Origin of the sequence: Paraliobacillus zengyii, from assembly GCF_003268595.1 — a bacterium.
Classification (GTDB): Bacteria; Bacillota; Bacilli; order Bacillales; family Amphibacillaceae; genus Paraliobacillus_A; species Paraliobacillus_A zengyii.
This window is the reverse complement of record NZ_CP029797.1, coordinates 296,829-322,340: the sequence shown is the minus strand read 5'-3', so window position 1 is coordinate 322,340 and position 25,512 is coordinate 296,829. Positions and strand designations below refer to the sequence as shown.

Genomic DNA, 25,512 nt, shown 5'->3' with positions numbered 1-25,512 from the left:
ATCTGTGAGTGAAGATATGAAAATTTTTGATGATTTAGAATCTGAGGTACGTAGTTATGTGCGAAGTTTTCCAACCATTTTCACCAAGACAAAAGGATACAAAATGTGGGATAAACAAGGGAAAGAGTACATTGATTTCTTCTCTGGTGCCGGTGCTCTTAACTATGGTCATAATAACGATAAAATGAAGAAAAAACTAATAGAATATATAGAGAGTGATGGAATTACACACTCACTTGATATGGCTTCTACAGCAAAAGTAGATTTTTTAGAAACTTTCCGTGATGTTATTTTAAAACCACGTGATCTTGATTATAAAATTATGTTCCCTGGACCAACTGGTACAAACACAGTAGAGAGCGCATTAAAATTAGCGCGTAAAGTAACAGGTAGAACAGATATTATTAGTTTCACGAATGGTTTTCACGGTATGACAATTGGATCATTATCTGTGACCGGTAACTCCATGAAGCGTAAGGGAGCTGGTATCCCATTACAAAATGTTGTAACAATGCCTTATGATAATTATGTCGATGATGATCATTCAATTGAATATCTAGAACGCTTTTTAGAAGATAGTGGTAGTGGCGTTGCGATTCCAGCGGCTATTATTTTAGAAACTGTTCAAGGTGAAGGTGGCATTAACGCTGCAAGCTTTGAATGGTTGAAGAAAATAGAAACAGTATGTAAGCGTTGGGGCATTTTGCTAATTGTTGATGATGTCCAAGCAGGTGTCGGTCGCACTGGTACGTTCTTTAGTTTTGAACCAGCAGGCATTAAACCAGATATCGTTTGTCTATCTAAATCACTTAGCGGTTATGGTTTACCATTCGCAGTGACATTAGTTCAACCAGAGATAGATAAGTTTGCACCAGGTGAGCATAATGGAACATTCCGTGGTAATAATCATGCATTTGTTACTGCAACTGCCGCACTTGATTACTGGAGAGACGATGCACTAGAGAATAATGTAAAAGTAAAATCACAGACAATCATTGATTTCTTAGAAACAATGGTCGAAAAATATCCGGAACTTAAAGGTGAAGTACGTGGTCGTGGCTTTATGGTTGGTGTTGCTTCAGAAGTTGAAGGTCTTTCTAATAAGATTGCTGCAAAAGCATTCGAACTTGGTCTTATAATGGAAACATCTGGCCCAAATGATGAAGTATTTAAATTATTCCCTGCCTTAAACATTGATGATGAGGGATTAAATAAAGGCTTAGAAATACTTGAAGCAAGTATTAAATCAGTCGTAAAAAAACCAGTTACTAATTAGACTAGGATAATCAACAGGAGGAATTTTTTTATGAAAGTTGTATCTTTAGAAGAAGTATTAGGCACAAAACATGAAGTAGACGGTGGCAATTGGATTAGTCGTCGTTTAATTAATAAAAGTGATGGAATGGGTTATTCCGTAAATGACACCATTATTAAAGCTGGTACAGAAACGCATATTTGGTATCAAAATCATCTAGAGTCTGTTTACTGTATAGAAGGAGAAGGAGAAGTTGTAACAATTAGTGACAACAAAGTGTGGCCTATTAAAAAAGATCAACTTTATGCACTAGATAAAAACGACGAACACCTTTTACGTGCAAAAACTGATATGCGAATGGTTTGTGTTTTCAATCCTGCCCTTTCAGGTAATGAAGTACATGATGAGAACGGCGTCTATCCAGTAGACGAAGATTAATTAGAAAGAACCTCCATTACGGGGGTTTTTTTCATTTAATTAGTTGTATAAGATTACAAAGAAACATAAATCATATATAATAAGGCTTGATTACTTTCCAAAGGAGTGTGCAATTTTGAAAAAAGATGTAGAAGATTATTTGCAAGACGGTATCTACGGTGCGAAAGAGATTAACCCTGCTGAACGAAAGGTTTTTTTAGGTACACTTCGTGAAAGAGTTGTTTTCGTACTTACAAAAGGGCAAGTAATGAAAGCTAAAGGAATAAAAGAATTAGAACAACTGATAAAAGAAAACCCTACGACTACTATTTTGTTGAACGGAAATATTTCATTTGGGTTTTTTAAGCCTTATCGCCAATTAGCAACAAAACATAAAGTCCTCTATACCACTGTTAATAATAGAGATGCTGAATCGGATTTCGGTCTTGTATTGACGTATGATTACGCTATTGATAAAGAAGATATTTATTTACAAGAGGAAGAAGAATTAGAATCAGAGCAAAAGAAAAAGCCGTCCTTCTGGAAACGACTTTTTGGATATAATCAATAAAAGAAGCCAGCTTTTACACATAGCCGGCTTCTTTTTTAGGTGAGCTGAAGTTTTGTCTCTTCGATTACTGAAACTAGTCTTTCCATTCCTATCTTAATACTTTCTGGATTGGCATTCGTAAAATTTAAACGCATTGTATTTTCTTCTGGATTTGAAACGTAGAACGGTGCACCGGGTACAAATGCAACCCCTTTACTGACAGCCGTTTCTAATAACTTTGTTGTATTAATATGTTTCGGCATATTTACCCACATAAACATGCCACCTTTAGGCTCTGTATAAGACATTCCTTCTAATTCTACTTGATCAAGTAAATTCTTCATGATAAGCATCCGTTCATAGTAGGTATCTCTTATCCGTTGAATATGTCCATCAATATCAAAATCATCTATCAAATGAACAAGTGCATGTTGACTAATAGAATTTGTGTGAAGATCGGTTGCTTGTTTAGCTTGTGCCATTAGCCGTATGATTTGATGAGGCCCAACAATCCAACCAATCCTAAGTGCTGGTGCAACGGTTTTAGAAATTGTACTTGTATAAAGTACATACTTATTTTGATCCATTGAAGCTAAAGATGGCGGTGTTTCTTTCTTTTCGAATTGAATATCACCATAAGGATCATCCTCTAAAATAACAACATGGTACTTTTTAGCTAGACTCAATAATTTTTTTCGTCGATCTAACGACCATACTTTTCCACCTGGATTTGAATAAGTTGGCACAACATAAATACATTTAGGTTTTAGCGTTTTAATCTTTTCCTCTAAGTCTGTTTCGAGCATACCATCATGATCTGAATCAACTGCTACAACATTTGTTTCATAAGAAGAGAATACTTGCAAAGCAGCTAAGTATGTCGGATTTTCCGTTAGAACTATATCACCTGGATTAAACATAATACGAGCAAACAGATCAATTGCTTGTTGTGAACCAGACGTAACCAAAATATCCTCTGGTCGTCGCGATATACCTTTACACTTCATTCTTTCTACTAACCTTTCTCTTAATGCTAATAGCCCTTCTGTTTCACCATATTGTAGTGCTTTATTACCCGATGTTAGCGCCTTAGTAAAAGCTTGTTGCATCGCCTCGACTGGAAATAAACCTTCATCTGGTAATCCCCCTGCAAAAGAAATCACATCCCCTTTATTTACGACTTTCAGAATATCACGAACTGCTGAAGACCTTAAATAACGTACACGATGTGAAAAACCATATTTCATCATTGCTCTCCCACCTTCATTTATTAAACAATTTAGAAAAGTCAGACTTCATTTGTGTTTTATAATTATAACACTTTTAGTTCTGTTTTCAAGGATTAGTACAATTTAAAAAGTGCACTAGCTTAAACTAGCGCACTTCCTTGTTCTTTCCTATCCTAATATGGCCCGATCATTGTCCATCTGCGTTCCACGAATACGTTTAAATTCATGTAATAGTTTTTCAATTGTTAAATTTTGTTTTTCTTCTCCTGCTACATCAAAAATAATCTGACCTTTATCCATCATTATTAATCGATTACCAAGATCTAATGCTTGTTGCATATTATGTGTTACCATTAACGTCGTTAAATGAAACTTTTCAACAACATCATGTGTTAAATTCGTTATTAATTCCGCACGTGAAGGATCCAACGCCGCCGTATGTTCATCTAATAGTAAGATGTTAGGCTCAGTGAAAGTTGCCATAAGTAAGGAAAGCGCTTGTCTTTCTCCACCTGACAACAAACCTACTTTCGCATTTAGACGATCTTCTAGACCAATATTTAATGTTTCTAAATACTCACGAAATAACACTTTACGTTTTTTGGATACACCTGGTTTTAATTTTCTTTTTTTGTTTCGTGCATAAGCCATTGCTAAATTTTCCTCTATCGTCATATCCGGTGCCGTTCCAGCCATTGGATCTTGAAAAACACGTCCAATGTATTGAGATCGTTTAAATTCAGGTAGTATCGTCACATTATGTTGATCAATCTTTACGTCCCCAACATCTGGTATCAAACTTCCTGATATCACATTCATTAAAGTGGATTTCCCTGCTCCATTACTACCAATAACTGTAATGAAATCGCCTTTTTCTAATGTTAAGTTCACACCTTGCAATGCCTTTTTTTCATCTGGAGTGGCCTCATTGAAGGTTAATGAGATATCTTTTATATCTAACATATTATACCTCTCCTTTCAAACGCGCCTGTAATTCTTGCCTTTTTCTTTTCTTTCGATTAGCTTCTTTTTGTCTATCAATTATCTTCGGAACGACTAATGCTATAATCACCATAAGTGACGTAATTAACTTCATATCCCCAGTGTCTAAGAAATCTAAACGGAGAGCAAAAGTTACAACAATGCGATATACAATTGCTCCACCAATAACAGCTAATGTCGTACGCATGATTGTTTTTGTCCCAAATAAAGCTTCACCAATAATGACAGAGGCTAAACCGATAACAATCATACCAATTCCCATACCAGCGTCAGCAAATCCCTGATATTGCGCAATCAATGCACCAGAAAGAGCGACTAATGCATTAGAAATTCCTAGTCCTACAATTGTTAAGTTATCTGTATTTGCTGAAAAACTGCGAATCATCTTTTCATTATCACCGGTAGCACGTAATGCTAAGCCAATTTCGGTTTTTAAAAAATAATCTGTTATAAGTTTAATAATTGCTGTAACCACAACCATAATAATAACGATTGACCAAGTGGTTGGTAGTCGTTCTGCTCCTATTGAAGTAAGAAAAGCATTTAAAGCTTGATCAATTCCTGTTGATGCCCATAATTCTTGTAATTGTTTAAATATAGTTGGCTCATTTAATAGTGGCAAATTAGGTCGCCCCATGATACGCAGATTAATCGAGTATAATGCAATCATCATCAAGATACCTGATAAAAGCGGATTGATTTTACCTTTAGTATTTAATATTCCTGTAATACTACCAGCAATAAAACCCGCTAACACTGCTAGAAGCGTTGCTATAATTGTTGGTACACCATTTACAATTGAAATTGCTGCAATTGCTGCACCTGTTACGAAACTACCATCCACTGTTAAATCTGGGAAATCTAATATACGAAATGATAAATAGACACCTAAAGCCATTATCGCATAAATAACGCCTGATTCAACCGCTCCAAACATTGATATTAACATCTTAATACGCTCCTATCTAACTAAAAAAGAAAACCGACTAGTAAACAAAATAGGATAAGAGTCGGTTTATCTTTTATATTCTCTATTAACAACCTTTTATTCTTCTACAGTCTCTTTAAATTCCGCATCTACATCCCAATCATCATTCCACTCAATACCCTGTTCCTCTGCAGCACCTTTATTAATAAATAATTGCATGCTAGACGGATACTCTACTGGTATATCTGCAGTTGTTTGCTCACCAGTTAAAATGTCTACTGCCATCTCACCTGTTCGGTATCCAATTGTGTGGTAATCGATTCCATATGTTGCAAATCCACCACGTTCCAGCGAATCTGGTTCACCAACAATTAACGGAATATCTTGTTCATTTGCCACTCCAACAACCGCTTCTAACGCACTTACAACTGTATTGTCTGTCACAATATATATAACATCTGCATCCCCTACTAATGAAGTAGCTGCCTGTTGTACTTCAGCTGAAGTAGAAACAGTTCTTTCTGTTAAACTAAGACTCGTTCCATCGATTGCTTCTTTAACCGCATCAATTTGAGACACGGAGTTTTGCTCTCCAGCGTTATACACAACACCTACTGTTGATCCTTCAAAATAGGTAGCAATAAATTCTATCGTATTGCTAATTGCATCAGGATGTAAATCCATAACACCAGTAATATTTTCACCTGGTTGATCCATACTTTCTACCAAACCAGCTTCAACTGCATCTGTCACTGAAGTAAACAGGATCGGAATATCTTTAGTTGCTTGTAATGCCGCTTGTGCACTTGGCGTAGCATTAGCAAAAATCAGATCCACATTATCTGCAACAAATCCTTGAGCAATTGTGCTTGTGTTATTTTGATCTGCTTGTGCGCTTTGTAAGTCATACTCTACATCTAATCCTGCATCTGCAATCGCTTCTTTAAACCCTTCATATGCAGCATCTAAAGAGGGGTGCTCGACAAATTGTGATGCTCCAATTGTATATGTTTCCGAGCCATCATCAGAACCAGAATCTGTATCTTCGCTATCGTTATTACCACATGCCGCTAAAACTATAATACTTATAATTGCTACTAAACTAATCCAAAACTTTTTATGCATGTATTATGCCCCCTTATTAATCTATCTGTACTGATTTCAATTTTCTGAATTTATGCGGATTATTATATCACATAATTATAGATGAGAATACATGTTTATTCAGAAAGTTATCTACCGCTTCTAGAATTATGATTTTAATTATGAATATTGTAAAATTTGATTGATTGGTTTACTTGCTATTTTTATTTATATCTAGCAAAATAATGACATAATAATACTGTTTAAAAAGGAGTAGGCTATATTGTCAACATATATTGTAATAGGTGCTGGAATTTTGGGTGCGTCTACTGCCTATCATTTAGCAAAGCACGGAGAAAATGTAACCATTATTGATAAAAAACATCTTGGTCAAGCAACTGAAGCTGCTGCAGGAATCGTTTGCCCTTGGCTTTCACAACGCAGAAATAAGGCATGGTATGCATTGGCAAAAGGTGGTGCTCGTTATTATCCTAAACTTCTTAATAAATTACAAGATGACGGCGAAACCGACACAGGTTATAAAAAAGTTGGAGCGATATGCATTCGTCAAGAACCTGATAAACTAGAGGCAATTTTAGAACGTGCATTAGCAAGGCGTGTTGATGCTCCAGAAATTGGTGAAGTCAAAAAACTATCTCCCGAAGAAACAAAAGCTTTGTTCCCTCCGTTAGCCAAGGAATTTGGTTCCATTCATGTAAGTGGTGCAGCTCGTGTTAATGGACAGAAAATGCGAGACGCACTTCTGAACGCCGCCATTAGACATGGTGCGAAATTCATTGCAGAAGAAGCTCATCTAAACGTAAATAATAATGAGGTAACAGTAGGAGTAAAAGAAAAAGCATTTTGTGCAGATAAAATTATTATCACTGCAGGTGTTTGGACAAATGAAATGCTCCGTCCACTTGATATTGAATTTTTAGTCGAGTCTCAAAAAGCGCAAATTATGCATTTACATTTACCCGAAGCAAATACAAGTAACTGGCCTGTTGTTATGCCACCAAGTGATCATTATTTAGTAGCTTATGATGATCAACGCGTTATTGCGGGCGCAACACATGAAAATGGACTTGGTTTTAATAACGATATCACCCCAATCGGTATGCAAGAAATCATCGACAAGGCACTTCGTATCGCACCTGGTCTAGCACAAAGTTCAGTCTTAGAAACACGGGTTGGTTTTAGACCAAGCACACCTGGTTATCTACCTGTTGTTGGTTCGTTACCTAATTTTGAAAATATTTATATTGCGAATGGGCTTGGTTCTTCTGGGTTAACAACCGGACCTTTTCTAGGCCAGCAATTAGCTAAGTTAGTTTTAGGCGAAGAAATGGAAATTAATATAGATGATTATCCTGTTAGCGGTGCAATTAAGTAATAACCTATAGTGTACACGACATTATTCTATGATTTGAAAGGTGTCTGTTACATCGCTTGTATTCCATTCACTTTATGTCTAAAAAAAAGAATACCCTCAAGGCAATCATGCATTGAGGGTATTTTTTTAATCTTGAAAATCATCTGTCACTGCACCTTTTGAAGAGCAGGAAACATTATGTGCATACTTACCGAGTACACCTTTCTTATAAAGCGGTGGTGCAGTCCATGCTTGTTTTCGTTTTTCAATCTCACTTTCTTCGACATCCATAAAGATTTCTTTTAAATCGGAATCAATTGTTACAAGATCACCCTCTTGTAGAAAGGCAATTGGTCCTCCAGATTGTGCTTCAGGTGCAATGTGTCCAACTACTAGACCATGTGTTCCACCAGAAAAGCGACCATCCGTTAACAATGCGACTTTTTCACCCATTCCTTTACCAACTAAAATTGCAGAAATAGATAACATTTCTGGCATTCCTGGTCCACCTTTAGGTCCCACATTACGAATAACAAGTACATCACCATCATTAATAATGTTATGCATAACAGCTTCTGTCGCTTCTGCTTCATTATCAAACACACGAGCAGGTCCTGTATGTCGTTTAACTTTAACACCAGAAACTTTAGCAATAGCGCCACTAGGAGCCAAATTCCCTTTTAAGATAACAAGTGGTCCTGTTGTGCGATAAGGCTTTTCAATTGGTAAAATAACTTTCTGTCCTTCAGCTAAATCTGGTGCTTCAGCAAGGTTCTCTGCAAGCGTCTTGCCAGTTACCGTTAAACAGTCACCATGTAAATAACCATTATTATAAAGCATCTTCATAACAGCTTGTACACCGCCAACTTTATACAAATCTTCCATAACATATTTACCACTTGGCTTTAAGTCTGCTAGATGTGGAACTTTTTGCTGAATGCGATCAAAGTCATCCATAGATAAATCAATTTCTGTTGCGTGTGCCATTGCTAATAAGTGCAAGACCGCATTAGTAGAGCCACCAAGTGCCATAACAACAGTAATTGCATTTTCAAATGCTTCTTTTGTCATTATATCTTTTGGATAAATACCTAGTTCTAATAATTTGTATACCGCTTCTCCAGCTTGCTCCGTATCTTTATGCTTGTCTCTTGATTCAGCAGGATTCGAAGAGCTTCCCGGTAAACTCATTCCAAGTGCTTCAACAGCAGCAGCCATTGTGTTTGCCGTATACATACCACCACAAGATCCTGCACCAGGACACGCATTACATTCAATCCCATGTAATTCCTCATCCGAGATATCGCCGTTGTTATGCTTACCTACACCTTCAAATACAGAAACAACATCAAGCTTTTCTCCGTTTCGGTATCCTGGAGCAATTGTACCACCATAAACAAATACTGCTGGAACATCAGAACGGGAAATTGCAATCATACAGCCTGGAATATTTTTATCACAGCCGCCAATTGCGACATAAGCATCTAAATTTTCGGCCCCAACAACCGTTTCAATTGAATCCGCGATAACATCTCGACTTGGTAACGAATAAAGCATGCCACCTGTACCCATTGAAATACCATCTGATACCGTTATGGTATTAAAGATAAGTGGAACGCCCCCTGCTTTTCTCGCACCCTTTTTAGCTTTCATAGCCAAATCATGTAAATGGATATTACAAGGTGTAACCTCACTCCATGTGCTTGCAATACCAATCATAGGCTTTTTGAAATCTTCATCTGTAACACCTACAGCTCGTAACATTGCTCTATTTGGTGCACGTTTTGGATCATCAAATACATTACTTTTAATACGTAAATCTTTAGACATTGCTCTACCTCCAATTCCCTTTCTATATACTATAAAGGCTTTTGATTTGCATTTCAATATTTTTGTTATTTTCAGAAAATATTTTTGTCTAATTAATGAACTACTTTCATATGGTATACTCCAGATATATTGTTATTTTTGGGGGATAAAATGAAACTTGAACGTTTAATTAAGCAAGCTACATTATTACTAGTATTATTTTTAATCGGATTATCCGTTTATTATTATATGGAACAAAAAAAAGAACTGGCTAATCAACCAATGCCTACTGCATTACATCCTATTGTAGAGGAGAAGAAAAACAGATTGATCGAGCAAGCGGCTGAAAAGGGAATTACAATTGTTATAACAGCAGGATTTCGTTCTCAAGATGAACAGGACAACTTATATGCACAAGGGCGAACAGACGACGGATCGATTGTTACAAATGCAGAAGGTGGTCAGTCATATCACAATTATGGTTTAGCAATTGATTTTGCACTTGAATTAACAAACGGTGATATTATTTGGGACTTAGAATATGATGGTAATGAGAATGGCCAGTCTGATTGGTCAGAAGTGGTAGCAATCGCTAAAGAGCTTGGTTTTTCTTGGGGCGGCGATTGGGCTAATTTTCAGGATAATCCACATCTACAAATGGATTTTGGCCTAAGCATAAGAGATCTGCAAAAAGGGAAAAGGCCGGATGTTGAGTAGATTAATACGATTACTACTCCGTTATAAAGGAAGTACTATTATGGTTTAATCCGTAATAGTACTTTTTCGTTTATTCAATATATATAGTTTAGTAATCACAATTATTTCTTATCCCGATAAATCACCGTACTATATACTTGCTCACTTGATTTAGGATCAAGATATTTTTTAGCACTGTTAACTGCGGTCATTGCTTCTGTATAGCCTGATGCAATTAGCATTGTTTTACCTGGATAAGATGCTGCATCACCAGAAACAAAAACCCCTTCCACATTTGTTGCCATTCTAGTATCAGCGACAATTCTCCCTTTATCTGTTTCTAATCCCCACTTTTCAAAAGGTACAGCCTGTAAATTCAAACCATTATTCAACAGGATTGCATCAATTGTTATGTGTTTTCGAACGCTATCCTTGTCACTGACTATCAATTCTTTTACGATGCTTTGCTCACGGACAACCTCTTCTATCGTTACCTCTGTAGACACTCTTACATTTGAGTTTTCTAAATGCGCAATATCCGATTGCTTTGCTTTTTGAAAATTCACTTTGTCATTGAATAAATAAACCTGTTTGGCTACATCACTTAATTCAAGCGCCCAATCAATACCTGTTTTATTATTCGAAAATATTGCAACGTTTTTATCCTTGTATTGTTCCAATTCCTTGACCAATGCCGTAACATTTTGATCCTTTATCGGATCTAGAAGTGCTGGCGCAACATTCGTAAATCTACCATTACCCGTCGCTAATATAATTGTTTTCGATAGATGTTTCTTACCGCTTGTTCCTATTAAAAGAAAAGTTCCATCTGATTGTTTTACGACATGCTCAATCCACTCGTTTTGTATAATAGTTGGTTTATATGTATCGGCTTGTTTTAGCGTTTGTTCAACGATTTCATCACCTGAAACTCCTGGGATCCCACCAATATCATAGATATATTTATCTGGATAAAATAGAGCTACTTTTCCACCAAAGCCAGAACTTGCTTCTACTAGTTTTGTTTTCAACTCACGTAAACCACTATAAAAGGTTGCATACATACCAGTAGTACCACCCCCAATAATGGTAACATCGAATCGTTCCATTATCATTCCTCCAGATTAGCAAATTTACGTAACCATATTAAAAACACCACTTCTACTACTAACCCACCTAACACCGCATATGCAGCTATTGAAACTATAAATTGTGAATTCACTGAGAATAACGGCAATATAAATGCAAGTAACATAACCACCATGTAGACTTTAAATAAAATTGTTGTACCGCGAGCTAATTCATTGGCACTCTTTTGAATAGCAATTGCTACCAATAAACGGAAAACAAAATAAACAAGAATAAGATTGACAATTTGAATTAATAAACCATATGCTCCCCATATTGATCCAAACGTTGTTATTTGATCAATTGGTTGTTGTTGAATGAAAACAGATGGAATCGAAATAACTACCAGTATCATTGCAAGCTGATGTGCATATTTCGCCTCTTTATATGTCTCTTTAAACCAAATAAGTCCTCCAGCAATCAAAAAATAGCCGACAGGTTCTGGTAAGATATCAATTACATAAATATGAATTTCGATTACTGCCAAAAGAAATCCCCAAAATATTTTGTGAAAAGCTGTTCGCATAGGAAGGACTCCTTTCTATAGGACCAAACTTAATGACACTTTTTAAAATGAAATTTAAGTTTCGTCCATGAACTCTTAATTATTATCCGATAATGACACGATCAGTTGTTTTCAATTCATCAATTGAGCTTACACCTAGTGCGAACATTGCCATTTGTAACTCAAGTTCTCGCGTCTCCATCAATTCAATTAATTGCTCCACTGATTCTGTTGCTTCACGTAAAATCGAACGTGCAAAACCAACCATATCAGAGCCAATTGCAATTGCTTTAGCAGCATCTAAACCAGTCTTCATGCCACCACTAGCAATAATAGGAATATCCTTCACATGTTCACGAACAGAAACAATACTTTCAACTGTAGGAATTCCCCAATCTACAAAAGCTTCTGCTGCTTCCTTTTTAACTTTATCTTTAGATCTTAATTTCTCAACTTGACTCCAAGATGTTCCGCCTGCCCCTGCGACATCAATAAACGCTATTCCCACATCTCGTAGTTTCTTTGCTGTTGCACCATCAATACCCCAGCCAACCTCTTTAATACCAACCGGTACATCGAGTTCTTTACAAAGTTGTTCAATTTTACCTAACAATGACGAGAAGTTAGTATCCCCACCAGTCTGAATAACTTCTTGAATTGCATTCAAATGCAATACAAGCGCATTTGCCTCGGTAATATCAATAATTTGTCGGCACTTATCTACACCAAATCCATAATTTAACTGAACAGCGCCTAAGTTAGCTATGATTGGAACTGTCGGAGCATATTTTCTAATTTGGAAAGAAGGACGATATTCTTTATTTTCAACAAGTGCACGGGTTGAACCCAACGCAAATGTCCAGCCTTTTTCTTCTGCAGCAATAGCTAAATTACGGTTTATTGTTTCTGCCATTTCAGCTCCACCAGTCATTGAGCTTATTAAAAATGGCGCACTACGTTCATATCCTAAGAAAGAAGTCGCAAGAGAAACCTTCTCAAAATCGATTTCTGGCAATGCATTATGTACTAATCGAACAGATTCCATCCCTGTTTTAATATTATTTCCTGTTACTTGATCGGTAAGACAAAGTTTTATATGTTCTGCTTTTCGTTTATTAATTGAATCTGTCATCTTAAATTAACTCCTTTATGTTTTTGAATGACTTATTATATCTTCCGCTACTAAAGAACCTGAGATCGTTACCATTGGCGTGCCACCACCAGGATGAGTTGAACCTCCGACAAAATATAGATGTTCGATAGACATATCTTTGTTTGGAACTCTAAAGAATGCTTGATTAAACCGGTTTGAAGACATCCCGTAAATCGTACCTTGATACGCTCCTGTTCGCGCCTGAATATCAGCTGGCGTCATGATTTCTTCATACTTAATGGAATTACCAATATGGCTTAATCCATAAGCTTCTAACTGTTCCAAAATACGTTCTCGCACTTTATATTTCTCATCAAGTCTCCAAGACTCCACTTCCGATAAGCTTGGTGCATTTACAAGAATAAATAAATTACTACCACCTTCTTTTGATCGTACCGGCTCAGAGTAACTTGAATTACAAATATAAATTGCTGCATCATCTGCCATTTTCTTCTTCGTAAAGATTGACTCAAATTCATCTTTATACACTTTCGGAAAGAAAACATTATGGTGTCGCAATTGTTTGTGCTGTTGATCAATGCCTAAGAGCATCGTAAACCCAGATAAAGAAGGTTCTTTTTTTACAATCTTTTTATGCATAGGGTGCTCTTTTAACCAATTCTGATAGACGGTTAATGCATCAACATTTGCAATAACCTCATCCGCAAAAAAGTCTTCTGAGTCCGTTTGTACACCTACTGCTCTTTTCTTGTCTAGCAATATTTTCTTCACCGTTGTGTTCTTTCTAATTGTAACACCTAACTCTAATGCAAGTCTCTCAAAAGCTGACACAATTTCATATGTCCCACCCTTAATTCCATATATACCCTGATTTCCTTCTAAGTGCGCCATCATTCCAAAAATAGCTGGCGCTTGATATGGGGAAGAACCAACATAAGTCGCATATCGACCGAACATCGCTAATGTATTTGGATGTTCAAAAAATTGTCGAAGAAATTTTTGATATGTAGTAAATGGTTTTATTTTCATAAAATCTACAAGCAAGGAAGAAGATAACTTTACTTTCCAACTGTACATAAGTTGACTAAAAAATTGCCGCTCAGCAATCCGATAAAACTTCGAGCTCTCTTGTAAAAAGCGTCGATAATTTGCTGCATCATGTGGACTGAATCTTGCAATTTGTTCTTCTACATGATCCACATCTGTACTAAAATCAACGATGCTACCATCAGCAAAAAAATTCCGCGTTCCTGCTTTAATGGGGTAAAATGTCACATAATCTTCTATCCGCCTATCGCATGCTGTAAAAACCTCTTCAAACACATGTTGCATGGTAATTGTACTTGGACCCAAATCAAATTGGTATTCGCCTGTATCTACCTGTTGCAATTTCCCACCGACAGACGCTTCTTTTTCTAATACTGTAACTGAAAATCCATGATAAGCCAATCGAATTGCACTAGCTAAGCCACCTAGACCCGCTCCAATAACTACTACTCTTTTCACAGATAACGCCTTCCCTTCCAGACATATCCTCTTCTTAAGTAACTTATTCGTAGAGAATCTGTCGCAATCGCTAACATCAGTATTACACTAACTGGGAGCAAGAAACTAGCCAAGGTCAATGCTTGATTGGATAAATCGATTACTATCTTTGTTATTACAGCTAACCCATAAGCCACACAAACATATATAAAACTTCCTCCAAATAACAAGGTTACCCACGGTAATAGGTATAAAAAAGTGTAATAACTAAAAATAATGACAAATAAAAAAACATTTCGGTTTAGTCCGGCAAATAAGTTTTTTTGATAACCCTGCCAAACTTCTTTCGCATTCCTATACATACGCATATTGACCACTTGATCAATCTTCACTAAAGTTGCAGGATAACCACACAATTTAAATCGTTTCATTAATTGCATATCATCTAACAAACTACTTTTAATCGCTTCATGTCCGCCAACTTTTTGATAACTTTCTTTATTGACTAAAATAAATGCGCCGTGCGCTGCAGCAAATAGAGAACTTTTTGCCTTTTGCACATATCGTATCGGAAGATGACAAATGATCACAAACTGCATCATTGTAACAACTAGTTTTTCCATCCATGTACCTAAAATTTGTCTAGGAAAACCGGAAATTATTCCAGTTTGTTGCTTATCTACCAAAGGGAGTAATTTCTCTAATGCATCCTTTTCTAATCGAGCATCCGCATCAAGAAACACTAACCAGTCTCCTTTTGCATGATCAGCTAATTGTTGACAAGCAAAAGATTTACCCATCCATCCAATCGGTAACGCAACACCTTCTACTATCTTGACACGGGATTGTTTTATCACAATTTGTTCTAAAATAGCTTCTGTTTGATCTGTAGAATGATCATTTAATACAAGTATTTCATCAGGTAAATGCGTTTGTTTCAATACAGAATTCAAGCAATCCTTGATATTTCTTTCTTCATTGCGCGCTGGAATCAATACAGAAAGACGTGGTGATTCATATCTTTCTTTAACGGATTTTTTCAGAGAAGGAAACGTTGCAAGATTCCACAACACGAACAACAATTGATAAGATAAAATAGCTATAACGATTAGGAGAATGGTGTCCACTTACGCACCCCTTCTTTCCAGTTATCAAAACGGTCGCTTGTCGACTTACTCTGCTTCATCAATTGATACTGTCTTGGCAAATGATCAAAATGAAGATTTGTAATAACTTCTTTCCTCTGTGCATCTGCCTGTTTTTCTATAAGTCTTTGCGTATAAGAGGTCCAGCGTTTTCGACTTTTACTCGTACCCTCTACTAAAAACGGATCGCCAATTCGAATAGAAACAATTGGTTTTTGCGCTTCTCCGAAAGCATAATAAAAAGTTACAGGCTTAATAGTCACTTGTTCAAAGCGCTCTAATAGATAACCAATACCTGTTTTAAATTGAAGTGGTCGTATTTCCTGATTTTGAATTTCTCCTTGTGGAAAAAGCCATAACGAATTTCCTTGTTTAATTAGTTGTTCACTATACCGTAAAGACTTAACCACTTCTTTTGGTTGATCACGGTTAATAGAAAATGCACCTATTTTGCGAAAGAACGGATATTTATTCAAACCAACTTCGTCCATCATAATATAATGGTGACGTTTAGATTGCTGATGTGTCATGTAAAAGAGCAATAATCCATCCCACCAAGAGCTATGATTTGCTATATAAATAACAGGTCCCTTATGCAGTGGATCCACTTCGCCTTCGACCACAATAGATTGAAAGTGTCGTTTTAATAAATAGTTATTTAAATAAAAATAAAATAATTGCGAAAAACATTTACTTTTTTTCGCGGTAATCATATCGGTACCTACTTTCTACCAGAATTATGAACAGCATACTCAAACACCCAATTGCTACTAAGCCTGTTTTAAAACCAAGCATCCCAAAGAAGAAAAGCATTAACTGAAAAACAAGTGCGCCTTTTCGATGTATCGATTTGTTAATCTTATATAATGGGAAAATATATGTTAGTAATGCTGAAAGAATAAACCATGTAATAAAGTTTGATAGTGGAATACCGAAATAGGCTCCGGTACCATGCCACTCCCAAAAAATTAACTTTTCTGCGACTGGATCTAAAATAAGGTCAAGTACGACTACCCAAACCCCAGTTTCCACTGCACGCTTCGTTTTCGACTTTTGATTTGATAATAGCATACTATTTAAAATGACACCCACCCAAGCAATTGCTATCGTAAACGGGACACCCGCTATGAGATGGCCTAGCGTATTAGTATAATTATATGAACCAAATGGATAACCAGTTGCAACGCTAATTGCTTCAATACCAAAAGTTATCAGGGCGATGACTCCGACACCTACATAGAATATTTTCCAACTATTAAATATTCGCCCAAAAATTTCAATTAAACATAGTGCATAAAACACAAGAAAAAGCGCTTTAGAGAATGCTAGACTAGTAGGTACATACCAGAACAATTGTAGAATAAGGCCAATGGTATACCATATTAAAAAAGTTGGATATAATAAGAATCTTTTCTCTCCTCCGATAACAGTAACCCACTCTCTATTTCGTCAATTGTAATAACAATTGACTTTTTCGTTTACTCGTAACAATGGCCCTCTCCGTAAAAACATGATAATTATTATCTCGAACAACCCGTATGATTTCACGATAATATCCAGCTGCAAGCTTCATCGATAACGCGCTTTTAGGAGGATATGCATCTATATAACGCATACCTTCATTAAACCACTCATCTGCTTGATCAGTTAATGCTTCGATTACTTCTCTCAGTTCATCATTAACAACCTTATTTTCCCACTCTCGTTCTTGATACTTATACTTTTCCATAATTTCAAGTGGTACATACCTTCTACCAAGCTTCTTATCTGCACCAATATCTCGAATTATATTAACAATTTGCATGGCTTTACCTAAAGAAATACCAGCCTCTATTAACGTTTCATCCGCATCACTACGCAGGACTGGAATTAACATCTCACCAACTGAACCAGCAACCCTGTAACAATAGTCTTCTAATTGGTCCATTGTCTGGTAAGATGTACGAATATAATCTAAACGTTGACCACTAATTTGAATATAGTAAGGTTCCTTCGGCAAATCATATTCTTTTATTACCCAACGTAAAGCCGGCCAGATAAAATGTCCCTCTGCCGTGTCTAAATGGTCAAACAGCCGTTCTAATTCATCTAATGAATAAGGTGAATTTTCAGGCTCATCAACTGCATCATCAATCATTCTACAAAAGGAATAAATGACATATACAGCCTCTCGTTGTTTTTTGGGCAAAAATTTAAAAGCGTGATAAAAGCTAGATGAACCTTTTTTCATCATGGCTTTACATGCTAACGCTATATTCTCATCTAACATTTCTCTCCACCTCTCTCTCAAAGTGTTGACTCAGCAATCTAGCACCTTGCATGACAATTGGAATACCGCCACCTGGGTGCACAGACGCACCAACTGCATATAGACCTTTAATAGTAGGGTGGATAATTTGAGATCTGAACCCTCCTGATTGTCTTATCTCCGGTGCGACTCCAAAACTTCCTCCTTGAAATAATCCTTCTACTTCAGCATCTCGTGGAGTACGAACATCCTTCCATTCAATTGCTTCTAGTAAACCAGGAAAACTAGCACGTTCTACCCTACTAATTTGAGTATCTATTAAATGTTCGATAGCCTCTTGATCATCTTCCATACTAGAAGGTACTGGGATTAGCATATAAAGAACACTCTTGCCTGGTGGTGCAGCGTCTTGGTCAAGTGTTACTGGATTAAACATATAACATGACGCATCATTTGGCACCTTACTCTTTTCTGTCACTTTTTTCATATAGCTATCGAAATCCTCTGATAAGAAAAATTGATGCGGAATTGCATTTTTCCATCTTTTCTTAACCCCTAAATAAACCAGCACACAGCCTGATGAGGGTTTAACCTTCTTCTTTTCTATATGTTTTTTTGGAACAAGTGACTTGATCATTGGATAGTCCCCGTTATAAACAATTGCATCATACGAGAAGATTGTTTGGTCTATTCTAATCCCTGTAGCACGGTCCTTTTCTACAATAATTTCATCTACAGCTGTTTGTTTATGGACAGCAATCCCCCGCTCTACACAAGCTTGTTCTAAAACAGGTATTAAACTTGCATAACCACCCTTCACATACCAAATACCAAATGCATGCTCACTATATGAAATTAAACCGTATAGTGCTGGAACACGATGTGGCGCGCCCCCAATGTATAACGTTTGTAATGCATATGCATGACGCAAACGAATATCTTTAAAGAATTTAGCTAAATAATTGGTAACACTTTGATAGGATTGCGACTGCAAAATAAATTTAATATTTTGATAGGATAGAAAATCCCGTTTACGTCCAAAGATACGAGATAAAAAGGCTTCTGTACCAAACTGATAAACCTTCTTCATTTCATCCGTATAATGAAGAAAACCCTGTTTATCTCCAGGAAACAATCTTTCAATTTCCTCTAGTTGTTTTACTTGATCACGCCATTTTCGATAAATCGTTCCATCTGGATAATGAATATCGTAAAGCGGATCACAAGGAATGAACTCAATTGCTTCTTGATCAATTCCTGCCTCACCCAAAATTTCACGGATCATATCTGGCAACAGTACGATGGTAGGTCCCTGGTCAATTGTAAATTCACCGTTTGACTGAAAGACTACTCTTCCTCCCAGTCGATCTTCTTTCTCATAGATGCTTATCTTGTGACCTTGTTTCTCTAATAAAAGTGCAGCAGTAAGTCCTCCGATTCCAGCTCCAACAATAGCGATCTCCATTATACCTGCTCCTTCGCTTTGGCAATATCTCGTTTAATACTTTTCGTTACTTTCGTTTCGTATTGTTTATTCAATAGATCCGAACTAATCATTGCTGACTGAAAAATAGTCGGCAAGCCGCTTCCCGGATGAGTTCCGCCACCAACTAAGAAACAGTGATCAACATCTTCAAATTTATTATGCGGTCTAAAATACATCATTTGATCTAAATTATGCGCTAAATTAAAAGTCGCACCTCGATATACGAAATAATCATTTTGCCATTCTAAAGGAGATACAATTTTTTCCTCCTCGATATGGGTTTTAAAGTCACTAATTCCAGTCTCAAGCTCTAAGCGACGGATTATTTTTTCTCGTAACCTCGGTTTTTCTTCTTCCCAATCTATATTCGCATCTAAATTAGGAACAGGCATTAACACATATAACGCAGATTTCCCTTCTGGTGCCATCGTAGGATCCAGTTTGGACGGATTATGGATATAAATAGATGCATCATCTGAAATTCGGCCTTCCTTCGTAATATCATCAACATTTTGTTTGTAATCATCGGCAAATAGTACCATATGATGGGGCAAGTCAAGTTTCTGATCAATACCTAAATAAACCATGAAGGTGGATAAAGAAAAACGTTTTTTATCTACCTTTTCATTTGTATGTTTTTTTAATTTATCTTGGTCGAATAAATTCGCCATCGCATAACCATAATCGGCATTAATTACGACATCATCAGCAAAAATACTTTCACCATTTTCTAACAAAACACCTGTTGCACTTCCTTCTTCAACTAAGACATGCTTGACACCTGTTTCAGTGAATATCTCTCCACCGAACTCTATAATTACACGCTCCATTGCTGCACAAACTTGGTTTACTCCTCCAATAGGATGAAATAAACCATAACGGTGTTCTAAAAAAGATAAAATCGTAAATGTACCCGGACAGTCCCAAGCAGACATCCCAAGATATTTAGATTGAAAAGAAAAGGCCCATTTTAAACGTTCATCTTTAAAATACTTTGATAGACGTCCATATACTGTATCTAAAGCATTTAACTTAGGTAATGCTCGCCACATTTCTTTGGTAAAGAAATCACTCCATTTTGTGAACGGCTGCTTTAACAATGCAATAACACGATCAAATTTTTCTCCTTCATACCGAAGAAATCTTTCATACCCTTCTTCATCACCTGGAAATAACCGTTTAATTTCAGCTTTTGTTTTTTCAGGATCTTGGCTAGGTAAGAATGTCACATCGCCAAACTTGAGTGTATAGAGTGGATCAATTTCTCGCATATCTACATAATCATGCAAATTTCGCCCTGATTTCACAAATAACTCTTCCAACATCTGTGGCATCATAAAAAACGTCGGACCTAAATCAAATGTGTAATCCCCTACTTGTAATTTTGAAGTGCGCCCTCCAATATGCGGTTGCTTCTCAAATACCTTTACTTGATAACCCTCGGCACTTAGACGCATTGCTGCAGCCAAACCTCCTGGACCTGCACCTACTACTATAACTTTCTTCTTCATCCAATCTTCTCCTCTTCACTAAAAAGCTAGTTATTCATGCTGAATACGCCGTGACAAATCTATTACTCTAATTATATAATATTTGTATAACTTTTGTATAGATTTTGGATTACATATAAAAATGGTATACTAATAGTACAAATTTAACTGTCTTGTAGAAAAGAGTGGGAAACATGTATGGCATTAAAAAAATATCTGAATTGCTTGGCGTTTCACCTATCACTTTACGTGCATGGGAAAATCGCTATGGTGTAATAACACCAACCCGAACAGAAGGGGGTACTAGAATTTACTCCGAGCAAGACCTAAGTGATTTAAAATGGATTCTAGATGAAAAAGAAGATAAAATGATTTCAATCCGACAAGCGATGCTTGCCTTTAAAGAAAAGCAAGCATCGCAAACTAGCTTTACATCACTCTCTTCTTCGGACATCAACTTCTCCAATTTAATAGATACTATTTACGAAGCTCTTATTGAATATGATGCAAGCACAGCTACAGAAATCGTCAATTCAGCCTTTGCAAATTTTGACTATGAAACTGTCTTTCATCAAATTTTCATTCCTATTTTATATAATGTTGGTTATCAATGGGAGACGGGGAAGCTAAGTGTTGCACAAGAACATTTTATTAGTCACTTTATACAACGAAAAATTCTGCGTTTTTTTGAAGATACGCAAAGTGAACAAGGAAATGTTAAAGCCTTGGCAATCTGTCCTCCAAATGAATTTCATAATATAGGCTTACTACTATTCTCATTATTTCTCAAAAAAAGAGGCGTTGATGTTATATATATCGGAGAAAACACGACAAAGGAAAGTATTAAGTCATTAATTCAGATAAACCAAGTTCGGTTGATTTGCTTTTCTGTTACATTGGATTCTCATATCCATTACGTTGTAGATTTTATTGAATATCTTGAAAAGCAGCCCGTTAAATTAGACTATTTAATTGGTGGACATGCAGCTAATCAACTACCAAAGGAATATCAGAATCATGTACTTACTGGTGAACTAGAAGATTGGGAAAAATGGTTTCAAACAACGCATTACCACAAACAAGAAAAACGACGTAATGTGAAAATTTAATTCATTACGCTAGTCAATAGATTTATTAATTTCAATTTATATTCTCTCTGAAAGGCGGCACTTCTAGCCATGACATGCTATTCCCCCATTTTATCAATTAAACCATTCTGGGTATTAGCATACACTAACTCCCACTTAAATTGCTTCGTTTCACTTCCTATTTTGCAGAGGAAGTCTTATGGACGGTTACACCGGGATAAATGTGTTAAAATGAAAAGGATTCTAATAAATGGAGATGAACTGAGAATGAACAAGAAACTAATAGATCGCTTTACTACATATGTCAAAATTGATACGCAATCAAATGAAAATAACGATACTTGTCCGTCAACAGAAGGACAATGGACACTAGCTCACATATTAGTTAATGAGCTAAAGGAAATTGGTATGCAAGATGTAACGATTGACGAGAATTGTTATGTAATGGCTACACTGCCTGCTAATACGGAAAAAGAAGTTCAAACCATTGGATTTCTAGCACATATTGATACTGCAACAGACTTTACCGGAAAAAATGTTAAGCCTCAGCTTATCGAAAATTATGATGGAAATGATATTATTTTAAATGAATCTTTAGGTATCCTATTGAAAACGAAAGACTATCCAGAAATTAAAAAATATCAAGGACATACATTAATAACAACAGACGGCACAACATTACTTGGCGCAGATAATAAAGCGGGTGTTGCTGAAATTATGACAGCAATGGATTACCTTATCAAACATCCAGAAGTGAAACACGGAAAAATTCGTGTAGCTTTTACTCCCGATGAAGAAATTGGCCGTGGCCCTCATAAATTCGATGTAAAAGCATTTGGAGCTGACTTTGCTTACACCGTTGACGGCGGTCCTCTTGGCGAACTACAATACGAAAGCTTTAATGCCGCAGCAGCTAAAGTCACTTTTAAAGGAAACAACGTACATCCAGGAACAGCTAAAAATAAACTAATAAGTGCTACAAAGATTGCTATTGCTTTTAACAGCAGACTACCTGCTCAAGAAGCACCTGAATTTACTGACAAACATGAGGGTTTCTATCACCTTCTTTCCTTTCAAGGGGACGTAGAAGATGCTAAATTATACTATATCATTCGTGACCATGACCGAACCAAATTTAGTGCAAAAAAATCAGTGATTGAAAAACTTGTAGCTGAATTTAAGAAGAAGCACGGAAACCAAGCTGTGTCCCTAGAAATGTCTGATCAATATTACAACATGCGCGAAAAAATTGAACCGGTACGTGAAATAGTTGATACCGCTTCAGACGCAATGCAGAATTTAGGTATCGAGCCACTAATTCACCCTATCCGTGGTGGTACAGATGGATCACAACTTTCATTTAAAGGACTACCTACACCAAATCTATTTACTGGTGGAGAAAACTTCCACGGTAAATATGAGTATATATCAGTTAACAATATGGAGAAGGCAGTTAAAACGATTGTAGAAATTAGTACACTGTTTGAAGAAAGAGCATAAAATAAAAGCCAACTAGCGATTAAACGCATAGTTGGCTTTTATTTTAATCATTAAGATACTTTATTCATCTTCTGGTGGCTCTATTAATTCTTCACCATTCTTTCCTTGGTAGCGCAAGCCCCATCCTGTCAATGCCGCTATTAGCATAACAATCACTAAGAACCAACCCTGAAAAACAAACGGAAAGACTGCAGTTGGTGCTACAACTGGAAGCCACTCATACGTTTCTTTCATCATATTAATAGTAGACCAACCGAGTAAAACTGGTGCACCCCAAGGGAAGATATATCCTAAAGCTGATGTAATCGCATCAAGCATATTCGCCCGTCTATAGCTATGAATCTTATACTTTTCTCCTATTTCTTTAACAAACGGAGCCGCTGCAATCTCTGCAGCCGTATTAATTGTAATTGCACTATTCAAAAGCGCCACAATTGCCCAAATAGAGAGTTCAGCTCGTCTGACAGATTTCTTAATCCACTTAACTAACGCTCCTGTTATAGCCTCCATCGTACCACCTAATTTCATTAAATGTGCAGCTGCTACAATTAATAAAATTAATATTGCCATGTTCATGTAACCGGTAATACCATTTATTAGTGCTCCTTCAACAATTGCATCTGAATCTGGATTAAAAGATATGATTGCTTCAAAAGAACCGATTGGGAAAACAACAATACTAACAATTGCTGCTAGAATCCCCCATGTTAAGGAAGTAAGTAAATGATGACCAGATAAAGCTAAAATTAATACAATTGCAAATGGAATTAACATAAGTAAACCTGTTGGACTTGTAGATTCTCCAATCACCGTTTCATTAGTTAATGCGTTACCTCCACCACCAAAGATGGCAAATAAAATAACTGTTGGAATTGCTGCTGCAATTGCATACTTAAATCTACTACGTACGACTCCAGGAACATCAGCATCCTGTGTAGTAGCGGATACAATTGTTGTGTCAGAAACTGGCGCTAAATTATCACCAAAGACAGCACCAGCTAAAATTGCTGCAAATAACATCGTCGGGTCAGCCCCTGTAGCAACGCCCGCCGGATACATTAACGTACAAAATGCAACAGTCGTACCATAACCTGTCCCAACTGCAGTTGAAAATACTGCTGCCAAAATAAACGTTAACGCAACGAATAATCCACCGGTAAAACCTGTTACTGCCCCAACCCAGACAAGTCCCTCGACTAAACCACCTACTTGTAAAACCTGGGCAAACATGCCGGCGTAAAACCAAGCAACCATCGCAACCACACCAATTGGTTGCGTCAAACCTTCAAATAATCCCTGTGCATAATCAGCCCATTTGCTTTTACTAAAAAACAAACCTAGTGTAAGACCAATTACTGCACCCATTACAAGACCCACTTCTGATGATAATTTTAATACACTAGTGGTAATCGCCCACACCACAAAAAATAGTAAGGGAACAGCTGCTCCAAATGCTCCTAATCGGAAACTTAAGGTTCTGACTTGAGCATTTCCCGTTGCACGTGCTAGTTCTTCATTACCCTGTTGCATAATGCTCCTCCTTTGACCACGGAATATATTAATCACTCATATGAGATATCTTATTTTATCATAATCATACGAACTTTCTGAAGAATAAAAAAACAATTTGATGACATTTTTTATACTTCATTTTACTTGTTAAATTATATAGGAAAAGAAATCTAACAAGTAACTTATCGTTTTGAACGTTTCTCATTCGATTTCTTTAAGTGTACGCTTCTAATAATACGAATAACCGGTCGAATCAATAACTGAACACTACCTATTAAAAAGAACCATGTTCCAGCAAAACTAGTAGTTTCTTTAAAAAATAGAATACTTCCAATAATAAACCACAACGCTATTAAAATATCATTTACATTATAATAGAATTCATATCGACGACTAATTTTTATCTCATGTTTTCCAAAAAAAACGTCTATATCAGTTGGCATCTGACTTTTCATTAAAATTCACCC

At 36.5% G+C, this 25,512-nt stretch carries 24 protein-coding genes; 7 read left to right on the top strand and 17 right to left on the bottom strand.

Translation table 11 applies throughout. From position 1 onward, the window contains the following. Nucleotides 1-16 precede the first annotated feature (16 nt). The 3 genes from ectB (at nt 17) to DM447_RS01670 (ending at nt 2,243) form a co-directional block, all read left to right on the top strand. Nucleotides 17-1,276, top strand: a complete 1,260-nt coding sequence (ectB, locus tag DM447_RS01680; RefSeq protein WP_369974657.1) for a diaminobutyrate--2-oxoglutarate transaminase — start codon at nt 17-19, stop codon at nt 1,274-1,276. Nucleotides 1,277-1,306: 30 nt separating this feature from the next. Continuing rightward, nucleotides 1,307-1,693: an ectoine synthase gene (locus DM447_RS01675; protein WP_112179524.1), complete on the top strand. Its 387-nt coding sequence runs from the start codon at nt 1,307-1,309 to the stop codon at nt 1,691-1,693. 115 nt (nt 1,694-1,808) lie between these two features. Further along, nucleotides 1,809-2,243: a YueI family protein gene (locus DM447_RS01670; protein WP_332871759.1), complete on the top strand. Its 435-nt coding sequence runs from the start codon at nt 1,809-1,811 to the stop codon at nt 2,241-2,243. 35 nt (nt 2,244-2,278) lie between these two features. On the opposite strand, the gene DM447_RS01665 is transcribed toward DM447_RS01670, so the two are convergent. From DM447_RS01665 to DM447_RS01650, 4 genes are all read right to left on the bottom strand, one after another. Continuing rightward, entirely contained in the window at nt 2,279-3,469 is a 1,191-nt protein-coding gene (locus DM447_RS01665) for an aminotransferase-like domain-containing protein (RefSeq protein ID WP_112182613.1), read from the bottom strand. A gap of 150 nt (nt 3,470-3,619) precedes the next feature. After that, nucleotides 3,620-4,414, bottom strand: coding sequence for an ABC transporter ATP-binding protein (locus tag DM447_RS01660; RefSeq protein ID WP_112179522.1), 795 nt, complete (start codon nt 4,412-4,414; stop codon nt 3,620-3,622). Nucleotide 4,415: 1 nt separating this feature from the next. Further along, nucleotides 4,416-5,402, bottom strand: coding sequence for an ABC transporter permease (locus DM447_RS01655; protein ID WP_112179520.1), 987 nt, complete (start codon nt 5,400-5,402; stop codon nt 4,416-4,418). Between the two features lie 96 nt (nt 5,403-5,498). Then, the gene (locus DM447_RS01650) at nt 5,499-6,506 is read right to left on the bottom strand and encodes an ABC transporter substrate-binding protein (protein ID WP_112179518.1); all 1,008 of its coding nucleotides are present in this window, start codon (nt 6,504-6,506) and stop codon (nt 5,499-5,501) included. A gap of 241 nt (nt 6,507-6,747) precedes the next feature. Here DM447_RS01650 and DM447_RS01645 point away from each other — a divergent pair, with 241 nt between their 5' ends. Continuing rightward, a complete protein-coding gene (locus DM447_RS01645; protein WP_112179515.1) occupies nt 6,748-7,860 on the top strand; it encodes an NAD(P)/FAD-dependent oxidoreductase in 1,113 nt (370 codons plus the stop codon). 126 nt (nt 7,861-7,986) lie between these two features. Here the strand turns inward: DM447_RS01645 and ilvD are convergent, their stop codons facing one another. Further along, a complete protein-coding gene (gene ilvD, locus DM447_RS01640) occupies nt 7,987-9,669 on the bottom strand; it encodes a dihydroxy-acid dehydratase (RefSeq protein ID WP_112179513.1) in 1,683 nt (560 codons plus the stop codon). 150 nt (nt 9,670-9,819) lie between these two features. On the opposite strand from ilvD, the gene DM447_RS01635 reads away from it, so the two are divergent. Next, nucleotides 9,820-10,365 carry a M15 family metallopeptidase gene (locus DM447_RS01635; protein WP_112179511.1) on the top strand — a complete coding sequence of 182 codons (546 nt, stop codon included), beginning with the start codon at nt 9,820-9,822 and terminating at the stop codon, nt 10,363-10,365. A gap of 101 nt (nt 10,366-10,466) precedes the next feature. On the opposite strand, the gene DM447_RS01630 is transcribed toward DM447_RS01635, so the two are convergent. From DM447_RS01630 to DM447_RS01585, 10 genes are all read right to left on the bottom strand, one after another. Next, on the bottom strand, nt 10,467-11,453 hold the full coding sequence (locus tag DM447_RS01630; protein WP_157967897.1) for an NAD(P)/FAD-dependent oxidoreductase: 987 nt from the start codon (nt 11,451-11,453) through the stop codon (nt 10,467-10,469). Nucleotides 11,454-11,455: 2 nt separating this feature from the next. Beyond that, nucleotides 11,456-11,998, bottom strand: coding sequence for a hypothetical protein (locus DM447_RS01625; RefSeq protein WP_112179507.1), 543 nt, complete (start codon nt 11,996-11,998; stop codon nt 11,456-11,458). A gap of 82 nt (nt 11,999-12,080) precedes the next feature. Beyond that, nucleotides 12,081-13,109: a type 2 isopentenyl-diphosphate Delta-isomerase gene (gene fni / locus DM447_RS01620; protein WP_112179505.1), complete on the bottom strand. Its 1,029-nt coding sequence runs from the start codon at nt 13,107-13,109 to the stop codon at nt 12,081-12,083. A 15-nt stretch (nt 13,110-13,124) separates the two neighbouring features. Then, a complete protein-coding gene (locus DM447_RS01615; protein WP_112179503.1) occupies nt 13,125-14,597 on the bottom strand; it encodes a phytoene desaturase family protein in 1,473 nt (490 codons plus the stop codon). Continuing rightward, entirely contained in the window at nt 14,594-15,703 is a 1,110-nt protein-coding gene (locus DM447_RS01610) for a glycosyltransferase family 2 protein (protein WP_112179502.1), read from the bottom strand. Before DM447_RS01610 ends, DM447_RS01615 begins: the two co-directional genes overlap by 4 nt. Continuing rightward, nucleotides 15,685-16,434: a lysophospholipid acyltransferase family protein gene (locus DM447_RS01605; RefSeq protein WP_112179500.1), complete on the bottom strand. Its 750-nt coding sequence runs from the start codon at nt 16,432-16,434 to the stop codon at nt 15,685-15,687. The genes DM447_RS01610 and DM447_RS01605 overlap by 19 nt, the downstream gene beginning before the upstream one ends. Further along, complete coding sequence (locus DM447_RS01600) at nt 16,412-17,074, bottom strand: carotenoid biosynthesis protein (RefSeq protein WP_162632534.1); 663 nt, start codon at nt 17,072-17,074, stop codon at nt 16,412-16,414. The genes DM447_RS01605 and DM447_RS01600 overlap by 23 nt, the downstream gene beginning before the upstream one ends. Nucleotides 17,075-17,162: 88 nt before the next feature. Then, on the bottom strand, nt 17,163-17,990 hold the full coding sequence (locus DM447_RS01595) for a phytoene/squalene synthase family protein (RefSeq protein ID WP_112179496.1): 828 nt from the start codon (nt 17,988-17,990) through the stop codon (nt 17,163-17,165). Then, the gene (locus DM447_RS01590) at nt 17,980-19,434 is read right to left on the bottom strand and encodes a phytoene desaturase family protein (RefSeq protein WP_112179494.1); all 1,455 of its coding nucleotides are present in this window, start codon (nt 19,432-19,434) and stop codon (nt 17,980-17,982) included. The genes DM447_RS01595 and DM447_RS01590 overlap by 11 nt, the downstream gene beginning before the upstream one ends. Further along, on the bottom strand, nt 19,434-20,966 hold the full coding sequence (locus DM447_RS01585; RefSeq protein ID WP_112179492.1) for a phytoene desaturase family protein: 1,533 nt from the start codon (nt 20,964-20,966) through the stop codon (nt 19,434-19,436). The genes DM447_RS01590 and DM447_RS01585 overlap by 1 nt, the downstream gene beginning before the upstream one ends. A 173-nt stretch (nt 20,967-21,139) precedes the next feature. Between DM447_RS01585 and DM447_RS01580 the strand changes: the two genes are divergently transcribed. Both DM447_RS01580 and pepT read left to right on the top strand, forming a co-directional pair. Further along, nucleotides 21,140-22,054 (top strand): MerR family transcriptional regulator, encoded by a 915-nt coding sequence (locus DM447_RS01580; protein WP_112179490.1) that lies wholly within the window; start codon nt 21,140-21,142, stop codon nt 22,052-22,054. A gap of 246 nt (nt 22,055-22,300) precedes the next feature. After that, nucleotides 22,301-23,533, top strand: a complete 1,233-nt coding sequence (pepT, locus tag DM447_RS01575; RefSeq protein ID WP_112179488.1) for a peptidase T — start codon at nt 22,301-22,303, stop codon at nt 23,531-23,533. A gap of 60 nt (nt 23,534-23,593) precedes the next feature. Here pepT and DM447_RS01570 read toward each other — a convergent pair whose 3' ends face one another. Then, nucleotides 23,594-25,063 (bottom strand): Na+/H+ antiporter NhaC family protein, encoded by a 1,470-nt coding sequence (locus DM447_RS01570; protein WP_112179486.1) that lies wholly within the window; start codon nt 25,061-25,063, stop codon nt 23,594-23,596. A 164-nt stretch (nt 25,064-25,227) separates the two neighbouring features. Continuing rightward, nucleotides 25,228-25,500: a YrhK family protein gene (locus tag DM447_RS01565; protein WP_112179484.1), complete on the bottom strand. Its 273-nt coding sequence runs from the start codon at nt 25,498-25,500 to the stop codon at nt 25,228-25,230. Nucleotides 25,501-25,512: the final 12 nt, after the last annotated feature.

Bases quoted from the DNA above. Each gene is read 5' to 3' on its own strand.
- ilvD (WP_112179513.1), bottom strand. From the start codon at position 9,669: ATGTCTAAAGATTTACGTATTAAAAGTAATGTATTTGATGATCCAAAA.
- fni (WP_112179505.1), bottom strand. From the start codon at position 13,109: ATGACAGATTCAATTAATAAACGAAAAGCAGAACATATAAAACTTTGT.
- pepT (WP_112179488.1), top strand. From the start codon at position 22,301: ATGAACAAGAAACTAATAGATCGCTTTACTACATATGTCAAAATTGAT.
- DM447_RS01625 (WP_112179507.1), bottom strand. From the start codon at position 11,998: ATGCGAACAGCTTTTCACAAAATATTTTGGGGATTTCTTTTGGCAGTA.
- DM447_RS01665 (WP_112182613.1), bottom strand. From the start codon at position 3,469: ATGAAATATGGTTTTTCACATCGTGTACGTTATTTAAGGTCTTCAGCA.
- DM447_RS01595 (WP_112179496.1), bottom strand. From the start codon at position 17,990: ATGTTAGATGAGAATATAGCGTTAGCATGTAAAGCCATGATGAAAAAA.
- DM447_RS01660 (WP_112179522.1), bottom strand. From the start codon at position 4,414: ATGTTAGATATAAAAGATATCTCATTAACCTTCAATGAGGCCACTCCA.
- DM447_RS01580 (WP_112179490.1), top strand. From the start codon at position 21,140: ATGTATGGCATTAAAAAAATATCTGAATTGCTTGGCGTTTCACCTATC.
- DM447_RS01565 (WP_112179484.1), bottom strand. From the start codon at position 25,500: ATGAAAAGTCAGATGCCAACTGATATAGACGTTTTTTTTGGAAAACAT.
- ectB (WP_369974657.1), top strand. From the start codon at position 17: ATGAAAATTTTTGATGATTTAGAATCTGAGGTACGTAGTTATGTGCGA.
- DM447_RS01675 (WP_112179524.1), top strand. From the start codon at position 1,307: ATGAAAGTTGTATCTTTAGAAGAAGTATTAGGCACAAAACATGAAGTA.
- DM447_RS01585 (WP_112179492.1), bottom strand. From the start codon at position 20,966: ATGAAGAAGAAAGTTATAGTAGTAGGTGCAGGTCCAGGAGGTTTGGCT.
- DM447_RS01630 (WP_157967897.1), bottom strand. From the start codon at position 11,453: ATGGAACGATTCGATGTTACCATTATTGGGGGTGGTACTACTGGTATG.
- DM447_RS01570 (WP_112179486.1), bottom strand. From the start codon at position 25,063: ATGCAACAGGGTAATGAAGAACTAGCACGTGCAACGGGAAATGCTCAA.
- DM447_RS01635 (WP_112179511.1), top strand. From the start codon at position 9,820: ATGAAACTTGAACGTTTAATTAAGCAAGCTACATTATTACTAGTATTA.
- DM447_RS01650 (WP_112179518.1), bottom strand. From the start codon at position 6,506: ATGCATAAAAAGTTTTGGATTAGTTTAGTAGCAATTATAAGTATTATA.
- DM447_RS01605 (WP_112179500.1), bottom strand. From the start codon at position 16,434: ATGATTACCGCGAAAAAAAGTAAATGTTTTTCGCAATTATTTTATTTT.
- DM447_RS01655 (WP_112179520.1), bottom strand. From the start codon at position 5,402: ATGTTAATATCAATGTTTGGAGCGGTTGAATCAGGCGTTATTTATGCG.
- DM447_RS01590 (WP_112179494.1), bottom strand. From the start codon at position 19,434: ATGGAGATCGCTATTGTTGGAGCTGGAATCGGAGGACTTACTGCTGCA.